Annotated in this window: 11 protein-coding genes; 2 read left to right on the top strand and 9 right to left on the bottom strand. The window is 70.1% G+C overall.

Translation table 11 applies throughout. From position 1 onward, the window contains the following. Positions 1–114: 114 nt before the first annotated feature. Positions 115–1,167, top strand: a complete 1,053-nt coding sequence (locus tag FB384_RS01040; RefSeq protein WP_183778278.1) for a DMT family transporter — start codon at positions 115–117, stop codon at positions 1,165–1,167. Here the strand turns inward: FB384_RS01040 and FB384_RS01035 are convergent. The 5 genes from FB384_RS01035 to FB384_RS01015 form a co-directional block, all read right to left on the bottom strand. Further along, entirely contained in the window at positions 1,142–1,318 is a 177-nt protein-coding gene (locus tag FB384_RS01035; protein WP_183778276.1) for a helix-turn-helix transcriptional regulator, read from the bottom strand. The genes FB384_RS01040 and FB384_RS01035 overlap by 26 nt on opposite strands. Positions 1,319–1,344: 26 nt before the next feature. Then, complete coding sequence (locus FB384_RS01030) at positions 1,345–1,755, bottom strand: hypothetical protein (protein WP_183778274.1); 411 nt, start codon at positions 1,753–1,755, stop codon at positions 1,345–1,347. A gap of 168 nt (positions 1,756–1,923) precedes the next feature. Beyond that, positions 1,924–3,132 carry an NlpC/P60 family protein gene (locus FB384_RS01025; RefSeq protein ID WP_183778272.1) on the bottom strand — a complete coding sequence of 403 codons (1,209 nt, stop codon included), beginning with the start codon at positions 3,130–3,132 and terminating at the stop codon, positions 1,924–1,926. A 34-nt stretch (positions 3,133–3,166) separates the two neighbouring features. Further along, the gene (locus FB384_RS01020; RefSeq protein WP_183778270.1) at positions 3,167–3,481 is read right to left on the bottom strand and encodes a hypothetical protein; all 315 of its coding nucleotides are present in this window, start codon (positions 3,479–3,481) and stop codon (positions 3,167–3,169) included. Between the two features lie 333 nt (positions 3,482–3,814). Then, positions 3,815–4,522 (bottom strand): TetR/AcrR family transcriptional regulator, encoded by a 708-nt coding sequence (locus FB384_RS01015; protein WP_183778268.1) that lies wholly within the window; start codon positions 4,520–4,522, stop codon positions 3,815–3,817. A gap of 94 nt (positions 4,523–4,616) precedes the next feature. Here FB384_RS01015 and FB384_RS01010 point away from each other — a divergent pair, with 94 nt between their 5' ends. Further along, entirely contained in the window at positions 4,617–6,224 is a 1,608-nt protein-coding gene (locus tag FB384_RS01010) for an FAD-dependent oxidoreductase (protein WP_183778266.1), read from the top strand. Here the strand turns inward: FB384_RS01010 and FB384_RS27415 are convergent. The 4 genes from FB384_RS27415 to FB384_RS00995 form a co-directional block, all read right to left on the bottom strand. Next, positions 6,157–6,390: an Imm1 family immunity protein gene (locus FB384_RS27415; protein WP_407676085.1), complete on the bottom strand. Its 234-nt coding sequence runs from the start codon at positions 6,388–6,390 to the stop codon at positions 6,157–6,159. The two genes, FB384_RS01010 and FB384_RS27415, sit on opposite strands and share 68 nt — an antisense overlap. A 116-nt stretch (positions 6,391–6,506) precedes the next feature. Continuing rightward, the gene (locus FB384_RS01005; RefSeq protein WP_183778264.1) at positions 6,507–6,671 is read right to left on the bottom strand and encodes a hypothetical protein; all 165 of its coding nucleotides are present in this window, start codon (positions 6,669–6,671) and stop codon (positions 6,507–6,509) included. Between the two features lie 392 nt (positions 6,672–7,063). Next, positions 7,064–8,485 carry an FAD-binding oxidoreductase gene (locus FB384_RS01000; RefSeq protein WP_183778262.1) on the bottom strand — a complete coding sequence of 474 codons (1,422 nt, stop codon included), beginning with the start codon at positions 8,483–8,485 and terminating at the stop codon, positions 7,064–7,066. A gap of 70 nt (positions 8,486–8,555) precedes the next feature. After that, entirely contained in the window at positions 8,556–11,639 is a 3,084-nt protein-coding gene (locus FB384_RS00995; protein WP_183778259.1) for an ATP-binding protein, read from the bottom strand. Positions 11,640–11,974 lie beyond the last annotated feature (335 nt).

The following is an 11,974-nucleotide window of genomic DNA, read 5'->3' as shown; positions in this document are numbered from 1 at the left end:
CGGGTTCACTGCGCCGGCCACGCTGTGACGCGATCGTCTCATCACGATTCGTGACGGGTACTCGTCAGTTTTCATCGCTGGTGTCCATGCCGGTGCGCAGGTCTGATGGATGTCGTGACCGATACCGCCACGCCTGCCGCCGTCCGCCTCCCCGCTCCCGACTCCGTTGTCGCTCCGGCTCCGCGTTCGACCACGCCCGCCGCGAATGGTTCGACCACGCCCGCCGCGGGTGGCGCGGCGCCGTCGTCGCCGGGTTTCCTCGACCGCCTCGACCCGCGACTCGTCGCCGTGGCCGGGGCGCTGACGATCGGCACGACGCCGCTGTTCGTCGCGCTGGCCGACGCCTCCAGTGCGACGGTGACGTTCTTCCGCTGCCTGCTGGCCGTGCCGCTGCTGCTGGTGCTGGGTCTGCGCGCGGGCGTCCGGTGGCGGTTCCGTCCGCGGCACGCGCTCGCCGGGCTGTTCCTCGGTCTGGACATGGTGCTGTGGTCGGAGTCGATCGGCGCGGTGGGTGCGGGAGTCGCGACGGTCATGGTCAACATTCAGGTCGTGCTCGTTCCGTTGGCATCCCTGGTGCTGTTCCGGGAACGCGTGCGCACGGCGTTCTGGGTGGCGGTGCCGCCTGCGCTCGGCGGGGTGGCGCTGGCCGCCGGTATCGGTGACGCGCACGCCTTCGGCGACGCACCGGTCTACGGCGCGGTGACGGGCCTGCTCGCTGGCGTCGCCTACGCCGGTTACCTGCTGGTGCTGCGCCGCGCCGACGAGCCCGGCTCGCAGGTCACGATGCTGACCACCGTCAACGGTGCGGGCGCCCTCGTGGCCCTGGCCGCCGGTATCGTGACGGGCACCCTCGACCTCGTCCCGTCGCCGTCGTCGTTCGGCTGGATCGCGGTGCTGGCCGTGACGGGACAGATTCTGGGCTGGATGCTGGTCGGCTCGGCGATCCGCAGACTGCCCGGCGCACTCGGTGCGACGCTGCTGTTGATCCAGCCGGTGGCCGCGGTCGTGCTCGCCGTCGTGTTCCTGGGGGAGACGCCGTCGTCGCTGCAGCTGCTCGGATGCGGGCTGGTCGTCGCAGCCGTGGTCGCCGTGACGAGGACGACGTCCACGCCGGCGGCGCGCCAAGCAGGCCGCGGGCGGATCAGGCCCCGTTCTCGTCGGGCGTGAAGATGTCCTCGATGGGGCGGTCGAACGTGCGCGCGATCCGGAAGGCCAGCGGCAGACTCGGGTCGAACCGGCCCTTCTCGATCGAGACCACCGTCTGGCGCGACACGCCCAGCAGCTCGGCGAGGTGTGCCTGCGACCACGCCTGCTCCACCGCGTCACCCCGCGGGTGTGCGAGTGTCAGACCCCGAACAACGCGCGCGGAGCGTCGTGCCGGTCCGACCAGGGCAGCCACGCGACGTCGGTCGGGCCGATGGCGCACTCGGTCACGCGCCAGGCCCGCGGATCGTTGTCGGTGATCGTGGGATCGGCCTTCTCCAGCAGCGCCATGTACGCGTCGGACATCACGCCGTCGGCGCGGCGAGCCTCGAAGACGGTGTCGGTGTAGTTCGGCGGCCCACCGTCCGCTCCGCGCATCGTCCCTTGCAGGAACACCCACGACCCGATGCGGTTGAGGCGTTCCACCTCCACCCGGAGCCGGTCGCCGACGGAGTTGCGAAGTGGTGCGGTGGCGGCCTGCAGTACCGCTTCCCCGGCAGGATCACCGGGGCTCAGTGACTGCGGGGCGGGTTGCGCGGGCGGGTTCTGCATGGAGCTACCTCCCAGAGAACAGGGCAGCGGTTCGGCCGAGTACAACGACCGCGTCGTCACGTCGACGTCGGACGCTGCGGGTCGGCCGGCCCGGCCCGGGTGATGTTACAGCGTCGAGTGGGTACGGGACGGGACGTTGACCTACCGGGCGACGGTGGGCCTCGCCGATCAGGTCGGCGGGGTGAGCACCTCGACCAGGCCACCGCCGCCGCCCATGCTGACCTGTTGCGAACCGTCGGGGTTGATGTTGTTGGAGCCGATGAACTGGCCGTCGCCCGCGTAGAGCACGACGTGCCCGCCTCCGTTCGAGACCACCACGTCGCCGGGTTTCGCCTCGGACAACGGCACCGACTGCCAGCCGTCCGCCTTGAGGTTGGCCGAGAGCTGGTCGACCGAGGCACTGGCCTGGCTCTTGTCGATCAGCCCGGCGGCCTCGAGGGTGCCGGACACGAAGTTCGCGCAGTTGACGTTGTTGGGCACCCACGACTCCATCGCGGGCAGCTCGCCGCTGCTTTTGAGGTCGCTGGCGTTACGGCCGAGGAACTGTTCGGCGATCTTGGCCGGGTTGTCGCCGCGCGCGTCGATCGGCTTGGCGGGCTTGCCGTCGCCCTGGACCGCGGCGACGGCGCCACCACCACCGGAATCCCCGCCCCCGACGGGGCCGCCTCCGCCGACGGCGGGAGCGTTGCCGCCGCTCGTCGACACGGGGCTGGGGCTGGCGCTGGAGGTCGTGGTCTGGCTGGAATCGGCCGGAAGCAGCTCCACGAAGCCGCTGTCGATCTCGATGCCGAGGGGCTTGAGGAGTTCGTCGATCTGGTTCTCGGCCGTCTCCAAGGCCTGCTCGATCTCGTCCTTCTTGCCGCTGGCGTCCTTCTCGTTGAGTTCCCGGAGCCGGGCGATGTCGGCCGCCGCGGACTCGATCTCGTTCTCGTCGTCGGAGCTGTTCTTCCGCTGCCGGGCCGCGCCGATCAGCTTGCGATTCTCCGCGTCCTTGTCGTTGGCCTCCTCGGCCAGCTGCTCGACCTTCTTCTTGACGTTCTCCAGGATCTCGGACACGCGCTGGAGGATGTTCTTGGCGGCCTCGGCCTTGTCACTGACCTTGTAGCTGGCCTTGCTCAGCTGGTCGAGATGATCGGCGACGGCGTCGGCGTCCTTGCCCTCCCAGCCGCGCAGCACGTCGTCGCGGAAGATCTTGAGATCGTTCCCGAGTTCGTTGGAGCTGGTCGCGGCGCCGTTGGCCTTGTTCGCCTGGTCGTTGACGGCCGACGCGTCGAGCTTCTTGGCCTGCTGGGCGTGCGTGTCGACGGCGTCCATCGACTTCGGACGGTCGAGTGACGGGTCGTCGAGCGTGTCCGACTGCTGTCCTGCGGTGGTCATCGGCAAATCCCCTGGTTCCGTGTCCTCGATCCGATCAAGCCAGCTCGGGGTCGTTGCCCCTGAAGGTGTGCACGCCCTCGTCCTCGTCGGTCCGCATGCGCTCGGCGGCGCTGCTCAGCGCCTGGGACGCGGCGTCGACGAGGTTCGCGGCGGCACTCAGCTCGGAGTTCACGCCGTTGTAGAAGTGCTGCATCGTCTTGCCCGCGCTCGCCGCATTGTTCAGATCACCGAAGGCCCCACCGGGGTTGCCGTCGCCCAGATCGGTGCTCGCCTTGCTGAAGTTGTCCTTGAGCCGGCCGACCTTCGAGGCCAGCTCGGCGATGTGATCCGGATCGAATTGGCGGCTCATGTGTGACCTCTCCCCATGATGATGTCCGCGCCGTGCCGACGCCGGTGTGAACCACCGCGCAGGCCGGTGGGCTCATCCCCACATGCGCGCACGTTGTTCCCGAAAACGAGACGGCTTGATGGTACCGACGCACACGGGCCGGTACCGGTTCCATCACGCAATGCGGCGGATCTTCACCACCGGGCAGCGGGTGGGAGCGCTCCGGGTGCGGGCACGGTCGCCGCGTCCGCGGGGTGTGCCGGGACCGTGCGGAACCCGGCGACGGTGGGGCGGCGATGGCACCCGGCCGGTGGCGTTCGCGCGACGGCGATCATCGGCGAGGGCAGTGCGGGTTCATGGACGGACGTCGGCGTGGGCGGCCAGTCCGGCGATGAACACGTCCAGGGCGAACTCGAAGTGGTCCGGTTCGGTGCCGTGGAGCATGGCGTGGTTCATCGCCTTGAGGTTCGGCAGCTGGTCGGCGGGCAGTGATTGCAGGTAGTCGCCGATCTGTCCGAGCCGCCGGTGCGCCTCGTCCGACTGCCCGCTGGGCGACTGCCACAGGCTCGCCTCGTAGGCGTACGCCGTGACGTGGAGCGCCAGCATGTCACCGGCTGCGGCGATGCGGTCGTCGGGGATCCCGGAACATCGCAGGATTCCGAGCATTCCGTCCATCGCGACGAGGATCCCCGGGGTAGTGGGGATCAGCGTCTCCATCGCGATCTGCGCGATGCCGGGGGTTTCGGTCAGTACCCGCGCTTGCTCCAGGCAGAGCTGTTTGAGCTGGGTGCGCCAGTTCTGAGGGTCCGGTTCCGGCGTCTCGACGACGCGCATCGCGGCGTCCAGCATCAGCTCGTGCAGCTCCCGCTTGTCCTGGACGTGCGCATACAGCGAGCCGGGTCCCGTGTCGAGCTCGTGGGCGATGCGGCGCATCGTCACGGCATCCGGTCCTTCGGCGGACAGCACGGACAGCGCGGTGTCCACGATCGTCTCGGTGGTCAGCTGCCGGCGTGGCGTGCGCGTGGCGCGCCGCCACGGCGGAGGGGGCAGGGGCGCGTTCACGCAGCCACCCTAGGGGCGATCCCCGATTGACGCGAACACCGTCCGTTCGTAGAACGGTGTTCGTAGAACGAACAGCGTTCGACAGGAGGGGTGGATGAGAACCGAGGAGAGCGTTCCCGTGCTGGTCGTCGGAGCCGGATTGGCTGGTGCCTCAGCGGCGATGTTCCTGGGGTTGCACGGCATACCCGCGCTGGTGGTGGAACGGCATCCGGCCACGTCGAATCAGCCGAAGGCGCGCGGACAGTCGTGGCACACGATGGAGGCACTGCGCATCGCGGGCGTGGCCGAGCGGGTGAGCGAGGCGGGCTACGACCTGAGTGTCGGTATGCCGATCGTGATCGCCGAGAGCGTCGCAGGCCGCACCCTGCACGAGATCGTCGGCGAACAGCCGCCGGACTGGTCGCACCTCACGCCCGTGACCATGGCGATGGCCAGTCAGGAGAAGGTGGAGCCGATCCTGCTGGACCGGGCGCGCGAGCTCGGCACGCAGGTACGGTTCGGCACCGAGGTGCTCCGCCTCGACCAGGACGGGGACGGCGTCCGCGCCCGCGTGCGGGACTCCTCGGGCGAGTACACGGTGGCCGCGCAGTACGTCGTCGCCGCGGACGGCTGGCGAAGTCCGATCCGGCAGGCCCTCGGTGTCGGAACCCACGGCAGGGGCGCGCTCGGGCACTCGGTGATGGTGCAGTTCAGGGCCGAGCTCGACGAGCTAGTGCAGGGGCGGGATTTCGCGCTGTTCTACCTGCAGGGCAACCCGGGCGGGAACGTTTTCGTGAGTACCGACGAGCCCGGCCGGTGGGTGATGGGTTTCGACTACGACCCGGACACCGGTGACCGTCCGGAGTCCTACACCGACGCGGAACTCGTCGACAGGGTCCGCGCGGTGGTGGGCGTCGACGACCTGGACGTCACGATCGTCGACCGGGTCGGGACCGGACTGGCACACCGGGTCGCGGACACCTTCACCGCAGGGCGGGTGCATCTCGTCGGGGATGCCGCGCACACGATGCCGCCGCACGGCGGGCAGGGCGGCAACACGGCCGTCATGGACGGGTTCTACCTCGCATGGAAGCTCGCCGCCGTGCTGCAGGGGTGGGCGGGCCCCGGCCTGCTGGACAGTCACGACACCGAACGCCGCCCCTACGGCGACCTCATCGCCGGGCAGCAGTACGCGAACATGATCGTTCGTTCCGCGCCGGACAAAGCCGACGGGACGGAGGATCCGCTCGTGCCGCCCGAGCAGCAACTGCTCGGGTACCGCTGTCCCGGCGGCGCGATCGCGGCCGAGCCCGCCGACGACGGCGGGCTGCTCGAGGATCCCGCGCAGCCCACCGGGCGCCCCGGCTCCCATGCCCCGCACGTGTGGCTGCGGGACGGCGTGCCCGCCCTCGACGTCTTCGGCCGTGGATTCGTCCTGCTCACCGCGTCGCCGGCATGGGCGGAGGCGGCCGAACGCGTGGCCGACGACCTGGCGGTGCCGCTCCGGGCGCAGTTGCTGGACGAGGGGGAGTGGCTCACCGCCTACGGCATCGGGGCGGCGGGTGCGTCCCTGGTCCGCCCCGACCGGTTCATCGCGTGGCGGGCGACGGGTGTGGGCAGTGCCGCCGAGCTCTCGGCCGCGCTGTGCACCGTGCTCAGCCGGGACGACGGCGGGTCCGTTCGGTCGAGTGGGCCCGGTGGGACTCGAACCCACACCGGCTAGGACAGGGGTTGGCACCGGGCGTGGCCGCGACCCACGGCAGCGTAGCGGTCGGCCGCTGCCCGATCGTCAGGTATTCGCGGGCGGCGCGGCGCACATCGACGATCGGCATCTCGACGCGCCGGGCGGGGGCTCGGTGTCGTTGTCGTGGTGGAAGTACAGCGGCGATGACAACGCCCGCACCGGCACTGCAACCCCGGCGACCGAGCGCAACCCGTCACGCCCCGAACGTCGATTGCCAAGACCGATCACCACGCCGTAGTGCTCACCCCAGCGACGACTCGTTCACAACAACAGGCTCCACGCCGCGAACACCAGCCCCACGGCTATCGCCAGAGCCAGAGCCGAGAACCCCAGGGTCAGGAACCACAGGAACCCCAGGAAGTCGGTGTACCGGTTGCGCATTGCCCACGCCTCCACTGTCGGGACGCCCAGAACCGGGTCGGACATCCATTGTCCGCCTGAGCTGCGCTCGGCACTACGCGAAGTGGACAACCCCCGATGACGCGCCCGCGCACACGGACGTGACCCGATGACACGACACCCTCGTCACCGGCCCACCGCGTGCCGGCAGGACCAGGTGGGTCCGGTGACACGGCGCGATGCCGGTCGACACTCGTCCGGCGCTCCCGGTCGCGGATCGGGTTTCGCCCTTCGGTAGACGTGGCGACCGGATCGTCGTAGGCGAGCAGGCGTGGCAACCGGGCCAGCCGTTGGGACACAGCCGGACCGGTACCGGTTCCCTCACGCGATGCGGCGGATCTTCACCACCGGGCAGCGGGATCGCTGCGGTGCGGGCACGGTCGCGGCCTGGAGAGGTGGTGACCGTGCCCGCGCTCCGGTCAGGGCGCCGAGGGGTGGATGTTCTGGTTGACGTGGAAGAGGTTATCCGGGTCGTACCGCTGCTTGATCCGGCTCAGCCGGTCGTAATTGCCCAGGTAGGAAGCCTGGACACGGTCCTGATCCTCGTCCATCAGGAAGTTGACGTAGGCACCGCCCGCCGAAGTGGGGTGCAGTGCGGACCAGTAGTCCTTCGTCCACGCCGTGATCGCGGGTGCGTTGGCCGCATCGGGGTCGACGCCGACGATCACTCCCGCCCACCCGCCGTTCCGGTACGCGAATGCCGTCGCGTCGGCGGGTACGCGGCTCGCCGCACCGTCGATGGGGTAGAGGTGCATCGTCGAATGGCCGGTGGGGAGTCGGTTGCCGAACTCCACATGGACGTCGATCGCCTCGTCGGAGATCTCGTCGAAGAAGTCGGCTCGCCAGTACCACTGGAGACCGGCGGGGTAGAGCCCGTCGAACGCCGTCTGGAGTGCGGTGAAAGGCATGTCGTGCAGACCGACGAGCAGTGGTGAGCCGAAGCTCCGCACGGGTTCGAGTACCTCGTCGAGGCGATCGTGCGGGCCGGTGTAGCACCAGATGATGCCGCAGGACTTTCTACCCCAGAGCTGCTCGGGGAACGGTGGTGCCGGCGGGATGGTCAGCAACCCGATCCACCCGTTGAGCTCCTCGGGCAGGGAGGGCAGCACCTCGCGGTACCAACGCATGACCTCAGGCGTGTCGGCGATGTCGTAGAGCACCGGGCCACCGTGGACGATGCCGTTCTCGCCGATCGGGTGGCACTGGAACGTGAAGGACGTGACGACGCCGAAGTTCCCGCCACCGCCGCGCAACGCCCAGAACAGGTCGCTGTGGGAGTCCTCGCTGGCGGTCACGAACCGGCCGTCGGCCAGTACGACGTCGGCCGCCAGCAGATTGTCGACGGTGAGCCCGTATCGCCGGGTCAGGTAGCCGACACCACCGCCGAGGGTCAGGCCGCCCACACCGGTCGATCCGATGAAACCGGAGGGCGCCGCCATGCCGAATCCGACGGTGGCATGGTCGACGTCGGCCCAGGTACAGCCGCCGTCCACCCGGACGGTGCGGTGTTCGGGGTCGACCGTCGTGCTGCGCATCGGTGACAGGTCGATGACGAGGGCGTCGTCCCAGGTGCCCAATCCTCCCGCGTTGTGGCCACCGCCCCGGATCGCGATCTCGATGCCGTGCTCACGCGCGAACCGCACGCAATGCCGCACGTCGGTGACGTCCCTGCACTGGGCGACCGCTGCAGGAAACCGGTCGATCATGGCGTTGTAGACCTGCCGTGCACCGTCGTAGCCGGGCTCGTCGGGCGTGAGCAACGTTCCGCGCAGCAAAGCCGCGAGTTCGTCGAAGTGCGCGCCCGCCGGCGGTGCCGTGGTGGGGCCGAGGGTTGTACTCATGGGTGAACCTTCCAGGTGTGGCGCGGCGGTGATGCCGTGCCACAACCGAACCTAGGAGGCTCGCGTTCGCTCAGCGTTCGCCGTTCCGGCGCAGGTCGGCGAGGTCGCGTTCGCAACGGTTCAGCAGTGTGACGCTGCCGTGCCGGCGTGCGAGACCGACCGCGGTGACGAGCCGCTCGGACGCCCGTAGCTCGGTGTCGAAAGCCGCGCGTTCGCGCATCAGCTCCGGGACGTACCAGCGTTCCTGACGGGAGTTCGCCATGACCAACGCGGCGTCGAGCGTGGCGGCCGCGTCGTGGTCGTCGGTCAGCGTGCCCGCGAGCAGTGCGAGCCAGTACGGCATCCGGGCGAAGGCGTTCTGGGCCTTGAGGTTGTCGATCCCGGTGCGGATTCGCGCGGTCCCGGCCGCCCCTCCGATCGACCAGCCCTCGAGAACCAGGCCCCATTCGCGGTAGTAGGCGAAGTCGTAGCGGACGCAGAGCTCGCGAAGCTCCTCGACGACCGGGTCGAGGCGTTGCCGGTCGCCGAGGAGTTGCGCGGTGATGCCGGCGAAGGCCAGCGCGACGGCGAGGGAGTACGGGTGGCCCGATGTCCGCGCATCGGCGATCGATTCGGCGCAGCGGCGCGCAGCCTCGTCGGGACGACCGAGCAGCCACGCGCCGTGAGCCGACCAGGCGCGGGCGTGCACGCTGGCGCGAGTGCCGACCGTGAGGGTTGTCGTACCGGCCGACCGCAGCGCGGTGTCGAAGTGCTCGACCGCGGCGTGCGGACGGCCGAGATGCAGCAGCGAGCCCGCGACCGAGAAATGCGCCTGACCGAGCTGGCGGTCGTGCGGGGTGAGCAGAGTCAGCATCCGTTCGGCGAGTTCGTGCGCCTGCCGGGTACGGCCTTGGACGTAGTACGAGGCCCACAGGCCGCCCATGCCGTTGAGGAGCGCCTCGGTGTCGCCGAGCCGATCCGCGAGCGCCATCACACGGTGGAAGGTCTGCTCCAGCTCCGGCGCCGAGTAACCCGACATCGCGTTGATCGTCGGTGCCAGCGCTTCGAGACAGCGGAGTTCCTGCTCGTCCCGCTGACGCCCCTGCGGACGCTGTCCGAGCAGCGCCAGTGTCTGGTTGTGATGACGCGCCGACTCGGCATGCGCGAACACAGCCGCCGCGACCTCGGCGGCGCGGCGGTAGTAGGTCAGCGCCCGTTCGGTGTTGCCCGCGCGGCGGTACTGCTCAGCGAGCGCGGCGGCCACGTCGTCGGTGCGCCCGCGATACAGCAGCTCGATGCCCTGTGCGAGCCGCCGGTGCAGGAGCCACCGGTGTGGTGGACTCACCGCGGCATAGGCGGCGTCGCGGAGCAGGTCGTGCGAGAAGTCGTAGCCGTTGTCGAGCTCGCGCACGATGCGGCGCCGCCAGAGTTCGTCAAGGCCCCGCACCACGGAGTCGGTGTCCAGATCGCTGGCCTCGGCCAACAGGGGCAAGGTGAAGTCGTGGCCGAGCGCCGCGGCCAGGCTTGCGACGTCGCGAGCAGCAGGTGTCATCTGGTCGAGACGTCTGCGGAGGACGGCGGTGAGGTCGGCCCGCTCGCCGGTGCCGGCACCGGCGAGCTCCAGCGACGAACGGCAGGCCTCGACGACGTAGAGGGGGAAACCGCCGGTGGCCCCGTGCAGCAGGGCCGACTCCGAAACGGTCAGCGGCCGCCCCGTGAGTGATTCCGCGAGCTCGGCGCTGTGGTTACGGTCGAAGGGGCCGAGGGTCAGCTCGGTGAGCGTGCCTGACTCGCGCAACCGGGTGCACCAGTGGGAGACCGGGCGATTGTCGTGGTCCTCGCGCACGGTGACGGCGAGCATCAGTGGTGCTTCACGTGCCCTGTTCAGCAGGAACGTGAGGAAGTCGAGGGTTTCCTCGCCACACCACTGCAGGTTGTCCAGCACCAGCAGTGTCGGCCGCGCGACGGCGAGCAGTGACCGCGCGAGACCGTCGAAGAAGCGGTGCCGCTGCCACGCGTCAGCCATGGTGCGGTGCGGAGCCGTCGAGTCGGGCGGCGGTGCGCGGTGGCGTGCCGGGACGAGGCGATCCACCTCGTCCCGCCAAACCTCTGCCAGGCGTTCGGTCGCGGAGCGGATGAGCGGGTCGCGGAGCCAGTCGGCCACCGGAGCCAGCGAGATCCGGCCGGAGGTGTCGAAGCACTGCGCGGTTGCCACGACGCCGCCCGAACGTCTCACGATGTCGGCCAGTTCGGCGACAAGGCGCGTCTTGCCGACACCTGGCACGCCCCGTACCACCGCGACCTGGGCCTGCGCGGTGCTTGCTTCGTGCCACAGCGCGTGCAGCGCAGCCAGGTCGTGGAAACGTCCGACGATCCGGGTGTCTGCCGGCCCTGCCCTGGCGGTCCCTGCCCCACTCGTGCCGTGGCCTTGTTCTCCGTCGTCCGGGGATTCGTCACGCAGCAGCCGAGTGAAGACCGCTGTGGTCGCCGGGGCCGGCGCGACGTCCAGTTCGCGTTCCAGCAGGGAAGCGCAGTGGTGGTAGGTGCTGACCGCGCCTGCCCTGTCGTCGAGCGCGGCCTGGAGCTCCATCAGCGTGCGGTGTCCGGATTCTTCGAGCGGCCGCAGCCGGATCCGACGGCGGGCTGCTTCGACCGCCAGTTCGTCGCGTCCGGTGCGCCGAGCGGTGGTGCAGACCAGGTCGCACAGCTCGACGCACGTGCGCTCCAGCCGCTCCCGCATCTCGAGAACCCAGTCGTCGTACGAGCCGGGCAGGAGGTCACCGCCGTAGGCAGCCAGGGAAGCTCCGCTGTGCCGGGCCAGGTCCGCGACATCGCCCGCTGCGATCGCGGCGGTGGCCTCCTGCTGGAACGTGCGCAGATCGACCCGGCAGGTCTCGGTGTCCTGCCAGCACAGGTCGGTTGAGGTCGTCACCAAGGACTCGTCGTCGGCGAGTACCCGGCGCAGGTGGTGCAGCTCCCTGCGTAGGTTCGTCAGCGCCTGTGCGTCCGAGGAGTCCGGCCAGAACAGCGCGGCGATGTGCTGGCGAGGCTGCGGGACTCCCGCGTGAGCGGCGAGGAACGCGACCAGTGTGACGACGCGCGCCGACCGGTTGACCGAGCGGCCGGTCGCAGCATCGGTGATCGCCTGCTCACCCATAAGGGAGACGATGAGCATAGGGCGGCTCCTCGTGGCGACCGTCGCGGTCCGATGACCGGGACGGCAGTTCGGCGTGGATGCGCACCTGCGGCCGCTTTGCTGCGCGGGAGGGCGAGTCCGGACGGCGGCGCGAGACCTGCCGGTTCGGCCGGGCCCGGCTGTCGGAGGCGAGCGGTCACGTGGTCGTGACGAACCGCGCCCCGCGCCCTGGTGACGGTGATTGGGGCCGGTCAGTCGCTGGCGGAGGACCCAGGCAGCGGGCCTCGCTGTCGTCGCAGGTGGCGTGCTGCCGGACGCATCGGTGGGGCAGCCGCGAGCGGGCCGGCCGATGGAGCCGAATCCGCAGGTGGAGG

It is taken from the genome of Prauserella sediminis (genome assembly GCF_014195435.1).
Classification (GTDB): Bacteria; Actinomycetota; Actinomycetes; order Mycobacteriales; family Pseudonocardiaceae; genus Prauserella; species Prauserella salsuginis.
The sequence above is the reverse complement of the archived record's forward strand: the minus strand, read 5'-3'. Positions and strand labels throughout refer to the sequence as shown.